Here is a 19,050-nt window from a genome sequence, read left to right on the forward strand (position 1 = left end):
CGCTTAAGGCGTACAAAAGAAAAATTCTAAGGCATTTAAGGAGGCCTCCTGTGGTGAATAGCAAAATTTACCGTTCCTATCTTTCAGTCTCAGTCGCATTAACACTTGGGTTAACCGGGTGCAGTCTTTTTGACAGCGAAGACTCTTCAAGTACAGTTCCAGTGGAGCCTTTGCCTTCAAATATCGAAGGAAGTGCTTCTATAGACTTTAACGTTTTTATTTCTGGCAAAGCTGTCAAAGGGACACTCAGAGGTGCAGAGCTCACCGTAAAAGAACTAAAAAATGGTGAGTTTGTAGATGTTGCTTATAGAAGCGAGCTAGAAACAATAGAGAAAACAGCAACAGCGACAAGTGAAGCAGCCGCAATTGAGCTGGCTAGATCACAAATCTTAAGTGAAAGCCCTCAGTCATTACTTACCGCTGATGATGGTACTTATGGGTTTTATATCGATCAGCAGTTTAGTGGTGCTTTATACATAACAATCAAAACCACGAAAACCAGTGGTTTCATAAAATGTGATGCCTTGTTGGGGTGTGGTGATTTTGCCGAAAGCTCAGATAATGATGCAAATTCTAACTCCAAAATTGACTTTGACGAATGGTATCAAGATGACTTGACACTAAATGTCGTGAAAGAAATAACAGCCCAATCCAGTAGGCAAGCAAGAGGGGCGGAGGGAACTACAAAGTTTTATGTTGCGAATGCTACTATATTTACAACTTTAGCATCTGAGTTACTGCAAAAAGTGTCGCAAGATGGTGGAGTTGTAAATGCAGAAAGTGTAGCCGATGCGAGTTTGAATACTTTACTTATTTTAATGGGCCCAGAAGCTGCAAAGGATGCCGTGTTGTTGTCAGGTGATATTTCTTTGGGAGGCGCTGTTGATTTCACAGATGTTAACTCAGAGGATACCATAGATGCGGGTACTTTAGCGCTTATTAATGTTGCTTCAACTCTTCAAAATATCGCTTCTAATTCTGGCAGTGATACAACACTAAATTCTGTGCTCGAAACTCTCAAGCAAGGTGTTAATGATGGTAGTCTCAAAGGTAATGAAGACGCTGTTGTTGCTCAACTGGCTGCGACGCTACAAGAAGAAGTAAATAAAACCGCAACGGTGTTTGTAGCCATAGCGAGTGGTGATGTTGAAGCAATTAAAGCAGCGCTCAAGGAAGTTGCTCCAGAGCTTGACGATGAATCATTAAACGAACTTGCAGAAAAGGCCAAAGATGCTCGAGACCAAGCGATTGAATCGGGTGCAACGGACGAAAACGCACTTGAAGATGCGGCTGAAGACTCAAAAAATGCGGTAGGTGACTTAGGGTGTGAAGGTGATGAGTGTAATACAGACGACGATGCATTAATAAATGACAGTCTAAATGAGCTTTTGACCGCCATAGCAGAATCTCAAACACAACTCTCTTCTTTAAATGAGACATTCACTGGTTTAAATACAACTTTACAAACTGTTATAGGGTTAGGTGAAGCTGCTCAGACTCAACAAGAGAAAGAGAATTATTTAAAAGCTGCAGATGACTTAATAGCTGAGCTTGCAAGCTCTAATTTGCAACAAGAAACAAGTATTCTAGCATCAATCTCCGCACAAGCTTTAGCAAGTGCAGAGGGACTTCTGGCTTTAACAGCAGCTGCTCAGTCTGCTGTTACTAGCTCACAAGCTCTCGTGAATGATGTTGCGTCCTTAAATACAAATATCGGAGCGTTCGTCGCGTCTGCAAACGCGGAAAGAGACAAGGCAATAGCAGCACTAGATGATGCATCGAGTGCTGCCAAGGTACTGGCTGAAGCGGCAATTGAGCGCGCAGTACAAAGCGAGCAATCATTTAATTCGGCTAATTCGGATTATCAAGCACAGGTCGTAGAAGCGACAAGCTTGTTCGCTTCTGCAGGTTCAGACCTGACTGCGTTAGAAGCTGCATTTGCCAGTGCTCAGAGTGCGTTAGATAAGTTTAATACATTAAATGTATTGACCACTGATATTTTGAGTGATGTAGATCTTGCTAAAACGCGCGCTGATGAATATTTAGTGGTCGCTAGGACTGATGCACAAAAAGAAGAAGCTGAGCAGTTTGTTGCTGCTTCTACCACAAGGCAGCAAACAGTAACTGCAAATGTAACAGCCTTCAAAGCTTCTGAATCAGATACTCGCTCGCTGAATAGTAATATATCGTTTAGCGTTGATAATGCGAGAGGTAAATCAGGCACAGATAAAATGACATCAATTGCATTTGTGACCAAAGAAGGTGCTGACGCAGTATTTAATGCTGGTGAAATTGTGTATGACGTGTTGAGGGACATTTGGGACCAAAACTTGGATTCTGGCTCTCATTCGGGTACTGCTCCTAATTATCCAGAATGGACATATAGATACAACACAGATACATATGCAATCGAGCTTAACAACACGCAGGGTGATGAGGAGATATTAGCTAATGCGCAGGTCAATTCAGGCGCAACGAGTAAAATTATTTTAACTTGGACGGGTACTTTAAAATCAACGGATGGACAAACTGTAATGGTGAAATCGCCTGATTTGGCAGAATGTGAGCGTTGGTCACTTGATTTAATCTCCCAGCCAAATGCGTCCTGCTCGGTAGTGTTTATTGATGGCAGTATAACGACCATTGAAGACGCTCGAAATTTTGATGCATCTAGCGCTAAAACATTCAATATCGTAGAGTTCGTTGATGGCCAATATGGCTTTAATGGGACGCTTTCATCGGAGTTAACCTCCACCGACAGTGCTGGAAATGCAGTCCCATTATTTGTTAGCGGTGCGATTGAACACTTGAATGTAGTTATGTCAGGCACAACTGAATCTCTTGTATTTACAGCTGATTTTGAGCTTAAAAATGAAGACGATAATGACGACCTTGGTTTAGCCAAAATAATGTTAAACGATTTCAATGGCTATGTGTTTAATGTCAACTTATTGGACACTGACGGACCACTGGTTGGGGACGTAACGTTATATAGCGATACGACGCCAGTTAAGGTGGGTGATGTTATTGAAATCACAAATGGATTTAGAGTCACTTACGTTGATGGCCAAGTAATTGATTACACTGATATTGACTTCTTGGGGCAAAACATCAACTAACTTTTCTAACAATAATAAAGGAAGGCGGTATCTTTCCGCCTTTGAACTTATAATTATGACAAAGCCAAATGCACTTCTTCTTGCTGTATGTTTTACTGGCTCTACTTATGCCAATGATTTTGAAATAATTAATACGTTTGATTCAGAAATATATACTGAAGCACAGCCCGTTAAATCTTTTCTCGATGAGTTTGATAAGCCCCTTAAATCGGGGGACAGTGCATTTACATTTAATGTTTTCGAACTCGGAGTAAAGTACAAAGGCATTGCAGTAGGCGCCCAGAGCCGATACAACTATGCACTTGAATTTGACCCAGATACTGCACTTTTTACTTATCTAGAAAAAAACGACTTGCCGTTTGAAGAAAGAAATTATCGTTATTATCTAAAGGGTAAGCAATCTACCTCTCACGGTGTATTCTTTTCTTATGACTTTAACTTCTTTGATGAAACTCTGATCATAGTGCCGAAGGTTACCTACTATCAGAGTGCTCATTTTCAAGATGCTTTAGTGGATGGTACTGTTTTTAGTGATGAAATAAAGGGAGCATTACAAACACAATATTTCTTCTCAAAAGATATTTTGTTTAAGTCATTTACACCTGAGCAGAGCCCAGATGGTGAGGGATACTCGATTGATTTGACCATAAAATGGCAAATAAGTGATGAGCTTACTTTATCTTTCAAAGGGCTAGATTTAATCAATGAAACCCAATATTCAGGCGTTGGCTTTGTAAATGGCATAACGACAGATGTGCCATTCACTGAACAAGGCGACAGCATTGAAACTTCTCCCTCTATTCGCTTGCGAACGTCGGCTTATGGTCGCGAAGTAGACTATTCCTTTGAGCATGATGCTAGGTATTATTTTGATGTGCAATATCGCTTAAATGACCGAGTTTCGTTCGATGTGAACACTCGGCGTTTTTATAAAGATACGTTTGTACAAGGGAATATTAATTATCACTTTAATGATAGTTGGCGCGTATTTTCAGGGTATGAAACAAACTCAAAAGCTGTTGAGTTAGGAGTGGCCAATGACTATTTTGGGTTTTCTGTCAAAACAGACCGTTTGGATCTTGATGATGCACACTACGCAAACATTAATTGGTTTATCCGTTTAGTGTTGTAGGAGAATAATAATGAAAAAAGTAAGTGGTTTATATTTACTTATGGCATTAGTAGCTGGTTGTGGTGGAAGTGGTGGGGATGTTCCCCAAGTTTCTGATATTCAGCCCGGTTTTGGAAATGATATAGCTGAAAGTTTTGAAGCAAATATACGTTTTTATTTACCTGACTTTGTAGATAAAAACGGTCAGTTAACTGTGACTAATCTCAGTGATAATTCACAGGTAATACATAACGTAGAGCCGTTGAATCAATTTGCACTAACCGTTACGGTTGGCGGGCAATATAATCTGAAATATACACCAAACAGTAATACTGTGACATGTCCAAAACTATCAGGTTGTGGTCGTTCATTATTAAACGACCCAAATGATCTGGATGGCAATAATGAAATCGATTATGGTGAGCCTATCAATGCAGAAGTTCACTTCGAGTTGATAGTATTACCAACGCCAGGCATTAACCATGTATTATTCTCAAGCTTCAATAGCGCATTAGTTGAGTCTAAATTAGATAGCTCAATTTGGTCATTAACAGCTGCACCGAATAACCACCTGACGCAAAGTACTATTCATAGCAAACAAAAAGCTGAATATGTATCAGATGTACTGACCTATATCGATGTGATGCATCAGCATAATCAAAACCAGCGAGATAGCGAGTTATTTGTCAATGCTATTGGGGAAGGGATGAGTGGTAATAGTGCAGCACTAAACCCGTATAGAGAGCTTGCCAATGAGTACATAATCGAGACGTTAACGACAGAAGAAACTAATTCTCTCTATAGAGGAGTATCAGAAAAGGTATTAATTGAAGTAAATGAATTGCTTAGAGTAAATGCAAGTCGTGAGTTACATACAGAAATTGAGCCGTATAGTAATGATTTACTGAATGAAGTGCGAAATGCTATCGGTGTTTTACGTTTGCAAGATGAGCAATATAGTGAAGATTTAAAAGTAAAGCTCGAAGAGGTGGAAGAGCTGGTTAATGATGATTCTCAAGATGCATTATTGATTGCGCTTGAGGTGATTGGTGATGTTGTAAAACATGTCTCTCCTTTTGAAAATTCATTGCCGGGAAATTATACCCTGCCAGGTTTAGATATTGATTACCAAACAGAGGGCGGTTTTAGGTGGGTTGTGACCGGCGTAAGAAAAGGGTTTGAAGTCAATGTTGATATCACGGTTCCAGAGTGGAGGATAAGTCCGACATTGGGTGATAAAATTGTCGGGTTTGGTATTGGTGAAATATCGAAACCTAGTACGAAACTAGAGTATAGCTTTGATGAGTTTGAAATTGTTAGTAAGGGGAGTTTTGACCCTAATAACATAGATGAAGTTATTGGCGTTGCAAACGCATTGGGAGATATAAAGCTCTCACAGGGTGACGCAGTTTTAACTGGTCGCGTCGATGTAGATTATTCAAGGCAAAACTTGAGCATTCGCAGTACCAAATCTATTATACCTTACCTATCTGTTGATGGTGTTCTGACAACTGACAATCAAGTCACACCACTACGTATATATGCTAATGAGCGTTCACCATTAGCACTAAGAACAGATATGGATCTGGTTTTTGGTGCTCAGCTGGAGTTGTCTCTCAACGGTGGTAAAGACCTTAGAATACAAGTAACTGGAGAGCCAGACGATTTATCTGACTTCACGACTGCGGATATTGCAATCATACTTGGCGGTCATGTGAGTGAAATTACGGTGACAAACCTTGTAGGCAATATCAATGTCATTGTTCGAGGTAGAGACGGTTATTGGTTAGATATCAAGAAAAAGAAAGATTTGTATACGGGTGGTTTTTATTTTGGTGATAAACTCGTTGCTGATGTACGAACAATCAGAGGTATTCCTGGCATTCTATTTCCTGATGGAAGCTTCGAGTCCTTGTTCTAGCAGTTGGGATTAAGTAGTTAAGGGGCCTATAGAAGGCCCTTTTTTGTTTTGGGTAGAAAATGAAAAAAATCGTTGTGGTTGAAGCGCTAAAAATGGCATTAGAAAAAAAGTTATACGAGGCGCAGGAAGCGGCAAATAGTGCAAGGCAAGACGCGATTCATGAACAAAGTGCGGCTGAAACACAGTATGACTCTTTGAGTATTGAATCTGGCTATTTAGCTGAAGGCCAAAGTGAGCGAGTAGAGCAAGCGCACCGTGCCATTAATGCATTTGCATCGGTTTTTAAAGCTGAAGTTAACGACACGGTGGCTGAGGGCGCATTAATTAAGTTGAGTGATGAGGAAGATGTTCATTTTTGGTATTTTATAGGCCCTGTAGAGGGCGGTCTTAAAATCATGATTTTTGAGACGCAAGTATTGGTGCTTACATTGCAGTCACCTCTTGGCTTGGCTTTAAAAGGGAAGATGTTGGGTGATGATGTTGAATTTGATTTTAATGGTTCAAAGCGTATTTTTTATATAGATAAAATTATTTAAGTACTTTTATAAATATGAAGATATTGAAATATCAAATTTGCATGTTTACAAAGTAAGCTGGCATTAGTGATTAAAAGTTGTTTATTCTAGCTGTGCTCGTTAGCACTGTATTTAACTCATAAATAAGGGATATTTAATGGGCTTTAAAGTTAATCATTATGCCGCTAAAACAATAAGTAGAACTCATACCGTCGATTGGGAATTGATTTCAATCGAGCTCATAATAGGTGTTATTTGTATCGTACTGGCTGTTGTTGGATTTAAAGCCAACATGTTGCTTATTTTTATTCCTGCTGCATTGATATCATTTCTTTGTCTGGTGGGGATTGTGTATAGCTTATATTTTTATATACAAGAAAAAAGAGCGAAAAAACCATGAAATCTGGTAGGTAAAGCTTACTGCCGAACATACTATACAGACACTCAACGACACATACATAATGAGCTATGAGTACAATATTTTATAAGCCTAATATTTGAATCATAGCTTGCCAATACTTCATGTAACTTAGGCCTCAGCTAGACCTTATTAATTTATGACCTCTAGACTCTACTGACTTGATTTAGTTATATTTATTAATAACTCTCGGTTGCAATGCTTTTGTTGTCAACAAGAAAAAAGCTTTTTCTAGAGGCTACATACTGAGTAGGTATAGAGTGTAAATAGCGTTATTTTCTAAAAGTATTCGTGCGGTTTATCGTCTTAACATCAATTACTATTTAACAGCTAAGTAGGATATATGGTTGCAGGTACACGTGGTTATGAGAGTGGTGCTCAATCTTTCGCGAAAGCGAGTATTGGATTGAAGTTTGAAGATATTAACCAAGACTTTTTGTCATTTTTACCCGCTCTGGGCTCAAAAGTGTTAGATGCAGGATGTGGGGTAGGTCAAAACGCTGCGGCGCTTTGTGAGTTAGGTTATGAGGTGTGTGCGATAGAGCCGTTAACTACTTTTTTAGATCAGGCGAAGACTCGTTATACAGATCTGCCTATCGAGTGGCTAGAGGATAGTTTACCTGAATTAAAACGACTTAATTCCGCTAAGCATGCTTTTGACTTTATATTACTAGATGGTGTTTGGCATCATTTGAGTTATCAAGAACGCAAGCAATGCATTAAACGACTTTATCAATTATTGGCCCCCAATGGTATTTGTGCGTTTTCGCTTAGGAATGGCCCAGCAGGTATGGGTACTCATGTTTTCCCAACAAGCAATGAAGAGCTTTTGAGCATGGCACCAGAATGCGGCTTGGAAGTGGTTTTTCAAGTGGCAAACCAACCAAGCAAAATGCCCAATAAACATGATGTGACTTGGTCTCGCATTGCACTAAGAAAATAGTTTTTTTCGAACAATTTTGCGATACGAGCTTGGTGTTTGGTTCATTTGTTCTTTGAATGCACGAGATAGCTGACTTTGTGAATTAAACCCAACGGTGAGTGCGATCTCCTGAATACTTAAGTTACTCGAAGCTAAGAGTTCACATGCTTGCTGAAGCCTGACCTCCTGCAGGTAAGCAATCGCTGTTTTACCTGTAGCTATTTTAAAACGCCTATTGAAGCTGCGGTAGCTCATATTAAACTGCTGAGCTACGGCGGCGAGTGATTCAACGGAGCTCGCGTTGTTTTTCAGCCAAAATTGAATTGCTGCAATTTGCTCATCGCTATACCTATCTACGGCCCCTTCCAAATAGCGTTGCTCTTCATAGGGCTTTCTGATTTCATGAGAAAAGTTTTGCTGAACATGATTTGCAGCGTCTTTACCATAAAATTGACCTATTAAATGCACAATGACATCAGCAAGTGCATTGAGGCTTGCCACTGTATAAAGCCTATCTGATTGCGTAATAAAGTAATCTGGTTTTAAGTCCACGTTTGGGTAGCTTTTCATAAATTGATTAGCATAGTGCCAGTGGGTCGTTGCAGAGTGGCCATTTAAAACTCCGGACTCAGCTAAAAAGCACACGCCAGTGCCAACCCCGATAATGGTTGCCCCTTGTTTCCTAGCACTGTCAATATTTTTAGCCAGTAGTGGGTTGCGTTTTACGACTGGCCGCGGGTTACGCCAAATACTTGGAACAATGATGTAATCGTAGCCCTTCAATGCGGCAAAGTCAGAGTTTACATCCATGGTCATGCCAATATTCGCTTTGACTGGGCTACCACTTTCACTTAGACAATGGATCTCCAGCGCTTGAAAACGCTCTTTGTTATGTCGCTTCGCATAAGCTTCTCCAGCTTTGAGCATTTCGATGGGCAGCGTGACACTGGTGATCAATAATTGTTCGTATAGCGTAAGGGCAATTCTTATTTTTTCCATAAAACTTATCGGATCTGCAAAAGTTGGCGAGTATTGTCAATTCAGTGGCGAATTTTGTAAAGTTATATTATCTACTTCATTCTAGAATTATTGCAACAAATAAGTATTAAAGAGTTAAGTATGACAGCATTACCTATTATTGTCGGTATGGGTGGTATTAATGCCGCAGGTAGAACATCTTTTCACCAAGCATATCGCAGAATTGTGCTCGATAAATTAGATCAAAGCACCAGAGCAGAGACCTTTTTAGGTCTCGCAACTTTAATGAATTTGGTCTCTGTTGAAGGTGATAACCTAGTTACTCAAGATGGAGACGTTATCACTAAAGCGGATGTTGAGAGTAAAGTAGGTGAACAGGTCATTGCTGGTACTTTAATTCGTAAAATCGAAAAAAATCACTTTGATGTTGATGCAACACATTGGCAGCAAAAGCTGACAATTACGGCTAATACCGAGCAAGGTATTCGTTTTACTTGTCGCAAAAGAGACTTACCAACGCCTGTACCAAGCAGTTGGTCAGTAGAAGAAGTGGATGCTAAAACTGTTAACGTTCATGTGCCTGAGCAGCTTGAAGTAAAACACGACAGCTATAGAGATAACCCGATAAAAGCAGCGGGTCAGCTACCAACTGGTTTTGAGCCAGCAAAAATGTATAACAGCCGCTATCAGCCTAGAGGTTTGCAGGCGACCATCTTCGCAGCGACAGATGCAATAAAGTCAACTGGTCTAGATTGGGACAATGTCATGTCTAGCGTTAAACCTGATGAAATTGGCACTTATTCGGCATCAGTCGCAGGCCAAATGGACAATGAAGGTCTGGGCGGTTTGGTGAGAAGCCGACTAAGAGGCGATCGCGTAAGCACCAAGCAGTTAGCACTTGGTTTAAATACCATGTCGACGGATTTTATTAATGCATACGTAACGGGTAGTGTAGGAACGACTTTCTCAACAGCCGGTGCATGTGCAACTTTCCTATACAACTTACGTGCAGCAGTCAATGACATCCAAGCAGGTCGTACACGCGTAGCTGTTGTTGCCAGTGTTGAATGCGCGTTAACGCCAGAAGTCATTGAAGGCTTTGGTAATATGGGCGCCCTTGCAAACGAAGAAGGGTTGAAAAAGCTAGACAATGCAGATGAGGCAGATCATCGCAGAACGAGCCGCCCATTTGGTGAAAACTGTGGTTTCACCATAGGTGAAGGTGCACAGGTTGCTATTCTAATGGATGACAAACTTGCGTTAGAACTAGGTGCAGAAGTGATGGGCTCTGTTGTTGATGTATTTGTAAATGCAGATGGCGTTAAAAAGTCAATTACAGCACCTGGCCCAGGCAACTATATTACCATGGCAAAATCTGTTGCGTTGGCACAAGAAATTGTTGGGCAAGAGTCTTTGCAAAAGCGCAGCTTCATCTTGGCGCATGGCTCTAGCACACCGCAAAACCGTGTAACTGAATCGGCTATCTATCACAAAGTCGCTGAAGCGTTTTCAATAAACGGTTGGAAACTTGCAGCACCAAAAGCCTATGTCGGTCATACAATTGCACCTGCATCTGGTGATCAGTTAGCAATCGCACTAGGCGTATTTAGTCACAATATTATGCCAGGTATTACAACAATTGATAAAGTCGCTGATGATGTATTTGATGAGCACTTAGATATCCGTAACTACCATTACGAGTGTGGAGATATGGATATCGCATTTATCAATTCGAAAGGGTTTGGCGGTAATAATGCGACGGCGACTGTATTTTCACCAAAAGTGACAGCGCGCCTGCTGGCTAAACGTCACGGTGAAGCTATGGTAGCTGAATATCAGCAGAAGCTTGAAAAAACAACAGAGAATCAACAGGCGTATAAGCAAGCGGCTGATTTAGGTAATTATGAACTGATATATCGTTTTGGTAACGGTATGGTTGATGAGTCGCAGTTGACCATAGATCAAAATGAGTTACACATACCTGGTTTTGATGAAGCGATTAAGCTTACAGGAAATAATCAGTATTCTGATCTGAGCAAATAGAATTAATGTTAAGCAACAAAGGCGCTAAGGAGTAGCGCCTTTTTTTGTTTTACGCATTTAAATATTGTGCGTGGAACTCAATGTGCTGCTCAATAAAGGAGCTAATAAAGAAGTAACTATGGTCGTATCCATCATGTAGCTGATAATCGACATCGTAGCCAATTGCCTTAGCTGCATTGAGTAAAGCGTCGGGCTTAAGCTGCTCTGTTAAAAAAGTGTCATCACCACCTTGGTCTATCTTGATGGGGAGCTTTCTCTCTATTTTGTGCTCTAACATCAGCTTGGTTGCATCGTATTGCGCCCATAGAGACTCATCCTTACCCAAGTAACCTGTAAATGCTTTCACACCCCAAGGGCAGTCCATTGGATTTGTGATTGGTGCAAACGCAGAGATACTCGCATATTGATGGCTATTTTTAAGGCCGATAGTCAGTGCGCCGTGACCACCCATTGAATGTCCACTGATGGCTTTTTTATCCGAAACAGGAAAATTTGACTCGATCAGTTTAGGTAGTTCAACTGTGATGTAGTCATACATTTTATAGTGAGCGGCGTAGGGCGCTTGAGTGGCATTTAAATAAAAGCCTGCACCGAGGCCGAAGTCGTAGCTGCCATTTTCATCATCAGCAACATCTTCACCACGTGGGCTGGTGTCTGGCGCGACAATGGCGATACCATGTTCACTCGCATACTTAAACACGCCTGCCTTTTGCATGAAATTTTCATCGGTACAGGTGAGCCCCGAAAGCCAATAGAGTACAGGCAACTTATCATTTTTAGAGTCTGTTTTTGGCAGAAAAACTGCGAATGTCATTTCGCAGTTATTTGCTGCACTTTGGTGTTTGAAACGCTGATGTAAACCGCCAAACACTTTATTTTCGCTGATTAATTCCATATATTTCGCAACTTAAAATTAAATCCAAATTATAAATGGTCAAAACGGTGAGACTGCGCTCACCGCTTAAGTTGATACTTAGTAGTGGATAACTGAGCGAATGCTCTTACCCTTGTGCATTAAATCAAATGCGTCGTTGATGTCATCTAATGCCATTGTGTGGGTAATGAAGTCATTGAGTTTAAACTCTCCGGCCATGTATCTTTCAACGATTTCTGGTAGCTCAGAACGCCCCTTCACGCCACCAAAAGCAGTTCCACGCCAGACGCGGCCTGTCACTAACTGGAATGGGCGAGTAGATATCTCTTGGCCAGCACCTGCTACACCAATGATAACTGATTCACCCCAGCCTTTGTGACAACACTCTAGGGCACTGCGCATCACATTAACGTTACCAATGCATTCGAATGAGAAGTCAACGCCGCCATCGGTCATTTCAACAATCACTTCTTGAATCGGCTTATCATAATCGTTCGGGTTGATTAAATCCGTTGCGCCAAGTTTTGTTGCTAGTTCAAATTTGTCGGTGTTGATGTCCACACCAATAATTCGGCTGGCACCTGCCATCGTCGCACCAATGATCGCTGATAAGCCAATGCCACCAAGGCCAAAAATCGCCACAGTATCACCTTTTTGTACTTTCGCCGTATTCAGTACAGCACCCATACCGGTTGTAACACCACAGCCGAGTAAGCAGATCTCTTCAAGAGGCGCTTCTTTGTTCACTTTAGCAAGAGAAATCTCTGGTAATACAGTGTACTCAGAGAAAGTTGAAGTCCCCATATAGTGGTAAATTGGCTCACCATCTTTATAGAAACGGGTTGTGCCATCAGGCATAAGCCCTTTGCCTTGTGTTTCTCTTATTTTTTGGCATAGATTGGTTTTACCTGACGTGCAGAACTTACACTCACCGCATTCAGGCGTGTAAAGAGGGATAACGTGATCACCGATTTCTAAACCTGTTACACCTTCACCTATGGCTTCAACGATGCCTGCACCTTCGTGCCCTAAAATTGCAGGGAAAACACCCTCTGGATCTTCACCTGATAGGGTAAATGCATCTGTGTGACAAACGCCTGTGGCCGTGATTTTAACCAACACTTCGCCAGCTTGTGGCATCATGACATCGACTTCTTCGATGCTAAGTGGTTTACCTGGGCCCCATGCGATGGCCGCTTTGGACTTGATAAATTGTGCCATGTTGTTGTTTTCCTATTTTTATAGAGAGACATAAGTATAACCTTTATTATAAATTTGATAATCTCGAAAATAATAAAAGACTTTTACGGATTTGTAATAATGGATAGGTGGGTTGGCATAGATGAATTTGTCGCAGTGGCTGTGTATGGCTCTTTTACCGGCGCTGCGGAGCAGTTAGATACTTCAGTAGCACAAGTGAGTCGGCGGGTTAAATCGCTCGAAGGCACACTCGGTTATCAACTATTAAACCGAACAACAAGGAAGCTCTCTTTAACAACAGAAGGAAATGTTTTTCTATCTCATGCGAAGCACCTACAACATGCACTTGATGATGCGACATCGGCTTTGCGGCAAAGAGATAGTCAACCGGCAGGTAAAATAAAGATGACAGCGCCTGTTATGTACGGCGAGCAATACATTATGCCACTGGTGAATGAATTTATGACCTTGTATCCGAATATACAGATCGACATGGAGCTTAATAACAACAAATTGGATTTGATAGAGCAGGGGTTTGATTTTGCGATTCGCTTAGGAAATTTAAAAGACTCGTCAATGAGGGCAAGGCTGTTGTCTCACCGCCAAACATTCGTGTGTGGCTCGCCCGCATATTTAGCTAAGTCGACCCCCATAAAGTGTATTAAAGATTTAGAACAACATGTTTGCTTAGTAGGTCAATCGAGTGTGTGGCGCTTTTTAGATAATGGGAAAGAGCATCAAATGAATGTTAAAGGCCGTTTACGTTGCAATAGTGGCTGGGCGCTGGTGGATGCCGCGAGACAAGGCTTGGGGTTGGCGCAATTACCTCATTATTACTTAATGGAAGCGATAGAGAAGGGAGAGCTTGTTGAAGTGCTAAATACGTATAGACCAGAGTCTGAAGGTATCTGGGCGGTTTACCCGCCCAGACGATATTTGCCCACTTCGGTAAGAGAGTTACTAGAGTTTATTGCCAAAGGCTTAAAAACACCTTAGTCCTCAGTTTTTGTTGAAAGTGACATTGCATCTAATGCTTTATTGAGTGCCGCTTCACGACTTTGACAAAATGCATCAGTCCCCAGCTTTTCACGGATGTTGATTTTGTTCAGTTTCTCACTGGTCTCTTGGTTGGGTGAGTAGATGAAAACTTGAACGTTGGCATCGATTGCATCTGTGATGGCGTTTTCGATGGCTAAGCTCACAGTGACATCTAACATGGCAACATCACTTAAATCCAAGACCATGGTCTTGTATTCGCTGATATACCTGTGTTGGCGTGCAATGGCTTTAGAGACACTGAAAATCATTGGCCCAGACAAGTAGAAGAATAGCAATTTACCTTGTGCTTGCTCTAATAATGCCTTTTCATGACTGCTCAATGGCACATCTTCGTCAGTGTCATTGTCACTAATGGCTTTTACATGCTGCTCTTGTACTCGGCTCAAGCGCTCAATCACCATGATGTTTGAAATAAACACACCTAGGCCGACTGCAACGATTAAATCAACAAATACAGTGAGTAACATCACGCCATACATAATAGCCATTTGGCTGATACTCAATTTGTGCGCGCGTTGAATAAAGCTCCAATCAAGTATGTTGTAGCCCACATAAACGGCAATACCGGCAAGCACTGCCATAGGAATAGGCTCTGTTAACCCTCCTGCAACAAAGACAACAGCCATTAATATTAGGGCGCGAATGATACCCGCTAGCGGAGAGCGTGCACCGACTTGAATATTAACAACGGTCCCCATGGTCGCACCTGCGCCTGGTAGGGCGCCACACAAACCTGAAATCATATTTGCAATACCTTGTCCGCGAAGCTCTTTGTCAGAGTCGTGTTCAGTACGAGTTAAACTGTCACCAATTACTGCAGTAAGTAATGTATCAATACATCCCAAGGTGCCTAAAACAAGCGCATCAATCACCATGGAAGTAAACTGCTCGGCAGTAAATGTAGGCCAGACAATAGAAGGGAGCCCGCTGGGTATCTCACCAATACGGTTAATACTATCGGTATCGAATAAGACAATAGAGACCAAGGTAACCGCGACCAACGCGACCAACTGAGCGGGCACATATTGGCGGTACTTTTGCGGTAAATAAAATAAGATACCCAGTGTCAATATACCTAAAAACAGTTCAGCGACATGTAGGTCTAGAAGTAAGCTGGGTAGCGCTCCAAGCGTTCCTAACACGCCACCAGCTGGAGCTTGATGACCTAATAAAGGTGCCAGCTGCAGGATTATGAGTATGACGCCAATACCTGACATAAAGCCTGATATCACGCTATATGGCATTAGCGTTACATATTTACCGAGTTTTAATGTACCGAGGAGTATCTGAAAAGCCCCGGCCATCATCACAACGGTAAAGCCCATTGCTAATCCGTTTTCGGGGTACTGTGCCATCATAGTGGTCAGAACAGCGGTCATAATAACCGTCATCGGACCTGTTGGCTCAGAAATCAAAGAAGTAGAACCGCCAAATAAGGCAGCGAAAAGACCGACGAGAATAGCGCCCCACATTCCAGCTTCTGCACCGGCACCAGAAGCAACCCCGAAGGCGAGGGCTAGGGGAAGAGAAATAATAGCAGTGGTCACACCACCGAACAAATCCCCCTTAAAATTCATATGCTTAAATCTGTCTAGGGATAACATAGAACTTCCATACCGCAAGATTTCACGCATTTTACACCAAATTTAGACATTAAGTAGCGGATAATTAAAAAAATTTTACACAACAAGGTGTGACCAGTTGATCTCATCTGTGTTAGCATTATCCAAATACAAGAAAACAAATAAATAAAATTTTAATATGTTTCAATCGGTTAGCCTGTTTGTCGGGCTTAGGTACAGTCGCTCGTCCAAGGGAAATGCGTTTGTCTCATTCATCTCATTTTTCTCGATTGCGGGGATTGCACTTGGCTTAATGTCTTTGATAACAGTTAATTCTGTGATGAATGGCTTTGAGCAAAGTTTAAAAAATGCCATGCTCGATTTAATCCCGCATGTACAACTTTCTGAAAAAGATAATACTCAACCTGCTGAACATTTAGATATGCTTGCAGTATTGCCAGGTGTAAAACGTGCCTCGCCTTATGTCACCTCTGATGTTATTTTGCAGACGAATAAAGAGCTAGTTGGAGTCAGGCTGCAGGGCTCTTTCTCTGGTTACCCAACGGCAATACACCCCCATGTTGAGTCGGGTAGTGTCAAAGCAATGCATGATAGTCGTTATCAGTTAGCTATAAGCCGTTTTCTTGCTAATAAGCTAGATGTCCGGCTTGGAAGTCAAGTGCGCGTCATTTTTCCAGATATTACAAGCTACACCCCCCTAGGCAGAGTACCTAAGCAACGGCTGTTTACTGTCGCTGCTATCTATAACTCTCGAAGTGAGGCGGATACCAGCCTTGCATTTGCCGATGGCAAAAGTCTAATGAAACTGTTGAAAAGACAGCCTAATGAATTTGATGTGAGTCTCACTTTAGATGATGCGTTCTCTGTGGGGGCATTTAAATCCGATAATCAAAAGCTATTATCTGACTTTTCCTATCAAGATTGGCAAGTGCAGCAAGGCGCGTTATTTGCCGCAGTGGCAATGGAAAAACGTGTCATGTCTTTACTACTGGCTTTAATTGTAGTCGTAGCAGTGTTTAATATTGTTTCTGCGCTTTCGATGATGGTGAGTGAGAAGCAAGGCGAAGTGGCGATATTACAAACGCTTGGATTTACGCCGAACAAAATTGCGCAAGTTTTCATGATACAGGGTTTATATAACGGTGTTGTCGGTACGTTTATAGGCTCTATTTTAGGCTTGTTACTGGCTGCAAACATCAATGAAGTATTGAATTTTGTTGGCTTGTCACTGTTAGGTGGCATGGCACTGCCAGTTAAGTTTGATACCGTCAGCCTGTCTTTTATTATTTTTACCAGTTTATTATTAAGTTTTTTAGCCACACTCTACCCTGCACAAAAAGCAGCAAAAGTGATGCCTGCCGAGGTTTTAAGATATGAATGATCCTGTGATCCAATGCCAAGCACTTAACAAATCATACCAAGAAGCAGGTAATCAAGTGTCTGTGTTAAAAGGAGTAAACCTATCTCTTGCGCAAGGGGAAACGCTTTCAATCGTGGGAAGTTCTGGTTCAGGAAAAAGTACCTTGTTACATATTTTAGGGACTTTAGATTCTGCAACAGACGGAACATTAAAAATTAAGGGGGTTGAAGTTCAATCGTTGTCACGTGCAAAACAAGCTGATTTTCGCAATCAACACATGGGCTTCATCTACCAATTTCATCACCTATTAATGGACTTTAGTGCACTTGAAAATGTTGCGATGCCACTTTTAATAGCTGGTAAGTCTAAGCAAGATGCTAAAAGCGAAGCGGCTAAAATGCTTGAAAAAGTAGGTCTTGGTCACAGGGTAGATCATCGACCGTCTGAATTATCTGGTGGTGAAAGACAGCGTGTTGCGATTGCAAGAGCGCTTGTGACTAAGCCTTCATTGGTATTGGCCGACGAGCCAACAGGTAATCTAGATAAACATAACGCCTTGAAGATATATGAGCTTTTGAATGAGTTAAACAAGGAATTTGAAACAAGTTTTGTGATTGTCACACATGACCTTGAGCTTGCAGAGAAGTTAGGTCGAGTGGTACAGCTAGATGATGGTGTGTTGGTTGATTATCAAAAAGAAGGTACGCGTTAAATGCTTAGTCTTTTTTTAAGCAAACGGCTTAGAGAAACCAAACATCAAAGCGGATTTATTGGCTTTCTAAGTAAAGCGTCAACCATAGGTGTTTTTTTGGGGGTGACTGTTTTGATCGTTGCTCTGTCCGTTATCAATGGATTCGAGCAACAATTAAAGGAAAGGCTGCTTTCGGTTGTTCCTCATGTAAGTTATCAAGCCCCATATGACCCGATCAGCGATTGGCCTACCAAGGTTAAGTTACTTGAGAGTCAGCAAGGCGTTTTGGCTGCGACACCTGAGATAAATTTAACCGGAATGGTTCAGTATAAAGGCAAGTTAAAGGCGACGCAGTTAAAAGCGATAGAACCTAGCAAGCACACTCAGGTTTCTAGTATTCATCGTTTCATTCAGCCTATTGATTTAGAAAACTTAGGTGAAAACGAAATCATCCTAGGAAAAGGGATCGCGTCTCAACTTGGCGTAGACCTAGGTGATAAAGTGACGGTGTTAATTGCGAACCAGCATGCGAAAAATGCACTGGCAGCGCCAAAACGCGTGTCATTTAATGTCGCGGGACTTATTTCCATGGGTGGTGAAGTCGATAAGAACCTAGCTTTGGTGAGCTTACCAAAAATCCAGCAAGCATTAATGTTAGAGAGCCAAACGGTTACTGGTCTTCGTCTTGCTGTTGACGACGTATTTAATGCGCATCAAATTGCGATGAGCGCGGGTCGTGCATTACCAGATCTCGTCTATGTTCAGAGCTGGTTTAGAACGCAAGGTAGCTTGTATCAAGATATTCAAATGGTTAGAACCATTGTCTATTTAGTGGTGTTCTTAATTATTGCTGTTGCCAGTTTTAATATTATTTCGTCAATGGTTATGGAAGTGAAAGAAAAGCAAGCTGATATTGCGATTCTGAAAACCATGGGTACGCGCGATCGCACTATCTTTATGACATTTGCTATTCAGGGCTTGAGCTACGCATTAGTTGGGGCGTTTTGTGGCTTAGTGGTTGGTACACTGTTAGCGCTCAATATATCTGATTTATTCATGCTTTGGACGTCAATTGATGGCAGTAACCCATTGCAGGGTGTTTATTTTATTGAGTTTTTACCAAGCAAGTTAGACTGGATAGATATCGTGATTGTTTTGGTAGCAACTGCGTTTATTTCCGTGCTCTCGAGTTTATATCCTGCATGGCAGGCAACTAAAATTGAGCCTGCACGAGTACTTGGTGGTGGGTAGAGCTA

Annotated in this window: 15 protein-coding genes; 11 read left to right on the forward strand and 4 right to left on the reverse strand. The window is 41.6% G+C overall.

Going from position 1 to position 19,050, the window contains the following annotated elements:
* The first annotated feature begins 53 nt into the window (after positions 1-53).
* The 6 genes from N477_RS13355 (at position 54) to N477_RS13380 (ending at position 8,027) form a co-directional block, all read left to right on the forward strand.
* The gene (locus N477_RS13355) at positions 54-3,119 is read left to right on the forward strand and encodes a hypothetical protein (protein WP_155731890.1); all 3,066 of its coding nucleotides are present in this window, start codon (positions 54-56) and stop codon (positions 3,117-3,119) included.
* A gap of 55 nt (positions 3,120-3,174) precedes the next feature.
* The gene (locus N477_RS13360) at positions 3,175-4,251 is read left to right on the forward strand and encodes a hypothetical protein (RefSeq protein ID WP_063359909.1); all 1,077 of its coding nucleotides are present in this window, start codon (positions 3,175-3,177) and stop codon (positions 4,249-4,251) included.
* A 10-nt stretch (positions 4,252-4,261) separates the two neighbouring features.
* Positions 4,262-6,151: a hypothetical protein gene (locus N477_RS13365; protein ID WP_063359908.1), complete on the forward strand. Its 1,890-nt coding sequence runs from the start codon at positions 4,262-4,264 to the stop codon at positions 6,149-6,151.
* Between the two features lie 59 nt (positions 6,152-6,210).
* Positions 6,211-6,687 (forward strand): GreA/GreB family elongation factor, encoded by a 477-nt coding sequence (locus N477_RS13370; RefSeq protein ID WP_063359907.1) that lies wholly within the window; start codon positions 6,211-6,213, stop codon positions 6,685-6,687.
* A 136-nt stretch (positions 6,688-6,823) separates the two neighbouring features.
* Positions 6,824-7,066, forward strand: a complete 243-nt coding sequence (locus tag N477_RS13375; protein WP_063359906.1) for a hypothetical protein — start codon at positions 6,824-6,826, stop codon at positions 7,064-7,066.
* A 361-nt stretch (positions 7,067-7,427) separates the two neighbouring features.
* A complete protein-coding gene (locus N477_RS13380; RefSeq protein WP_063359905.1) occupies positions 7,428-8,027 on the forward strand; it encodes a class I SAM-dependent methyltransferase in 600 nt (199 codons plus the stop codon).
* On the opposite strand, the gene N477_RS13385 is transcribed toward N477_RS13380, so the two are convergent.
* Complete coding sequence (locus tag N477_RS13385) at positions 8,016-9,005, reverse strand: GlxA family transcriptional regulator (protein ID WP_063359904.1); 990 nt, start codon at positions 9,003-9,005, stop codon at positions 8,016-8,018. The genes N477_RS13380 and N477_RS13385 overlap by 12 nt on opposite strands.
* Positions 9,006-9,125: 120 nt before the next feature.
* Between N477_RS13385 and N477_RS13390 the strand changes: the two genes are divergently transcribed.
* On the forward strand, positions 9,126-11,027 hold the full coding sequence (locus N477_RS13390; RefSeq protein WP_063359903.1) for a beta-ketoacyl synthase: 1,902 nt from the start codon (positions 9,126-9,128) through the stop codon (positions 11,025-11,027).
* 49 nt (positions 11,028-11,076) lie between these two features.
* Here N477_RS13390 and fghA read toward each other — a convergent pair whose 3' ends face one another.
* Positions 11,077-11,922, reverse strand: a complete 846-nt coding sequence (gene fghA, locus N477_RS13395) for an S-formylglutathione hydrolase (protein ID WP_063359902.1) — start codon at positions 11,920-11,922, stop codon at positions 11,077-11,079.
* 78 nt (positions 11,923-12,000) lie between these two features.
* Positions 12,001-13,122, reverse strand: a complete 1,122-nt coding sequence (locus N477_RS13400; RefSeq protein ID WP_063359901.1) for an S-(hydroxymethyl)glutathione dehydrogenase/class III alcohol dehydrogenase — start codon at positions 13,120-13,122, stop codon at positions 12,001-12,003.
* Positions 13,123-13,221: 99 nt separating this feature from the next.
* Between N477_RS13400 and N477_RS13405 the strand changes: the two genes are divergently transcribed.
* Entirely contained in the window at positions 13,222-14,097 is an 876-nt protein-coding gene (locus N477_RS13405) for a LysR family transcriptional regulator (RefSeq protein ID WP_063359900.1), read from the forward strand.
* Here the strand turns inward: N477_RS13405 and N477_RS13410 are convergent.
* Entirely contained in the window at positions 14,094-15,764 is a 1,671-nt protein-coding gene (locus tag N477_RS13410; protein ID WP_063359899.1) for a SulP family inorganic anion transporter, read from the reverse strand. The genes N477_RS13405 and N477_RS13410 overlap by 4 nt on opposite strands.
* Positions 15,765-15,921: 157 nt before the next feature.
* Between N477_RS13410 and N477_RS13415 the strand changes: the two genes are divergently transcribed.
* The 3 genes from N477_RS13415 to N477_RS13425 are packed head-to-tail and all read left to right on the forward strand — an operon-like array spanning position 15,922 to position 19,045.
* Positions 15,922-17,124, forward strand: coding sequence for a lipoprotein-releasing ABC transporter permease subunit (locus N477_RS13415; RefSeq protein WP_063359898.1), 1,203 nt, complete (start codon positions 15,922-15,924; stop codon positions 17,122-17,124).
* Positions 17,117-17,815: a lipoprotein-releasing ABC transporter ATP-binding protein LolD gene (lolD, locus tag N477_RS13420; protein ID WP_063359897.1), complete on the forward strand. Its 699-nt coding sequence runs from the start codon at positions 17,117-17,119 to the stop codon at positions 17,813-17,815. The genes N477_RS13415 and lolD overlap by 8 nt, the downstream gene beginning before the upstream one ends.
* Positions 17,816-19,045, forward strand: coding sequence for a lipoprotein-releasing ABC transporter permease subunit (locus N477_RS13425; RefSeq protein WP_063359896.1), 1,230 nt, complete (start codon positions 17,816-17,818; stop codon positions 19,043-19,045).
* The last annotated feature ends 5 nt before the right edge of the window (positions 19,046-19,050 follow it).

The organism is Pseudoalteromonas luteoviolacea H33-S (genome assembly GCF_001625695.1).
Taxonomy (GTDB): domain Bacteria; phylum Pseudomonadota; class Gammaproteobacteria; order Enterobacterales; family Alteromonadaceae; genus Pseudoalteromonas; species Pseudoalteromonas luteoviolacea_B.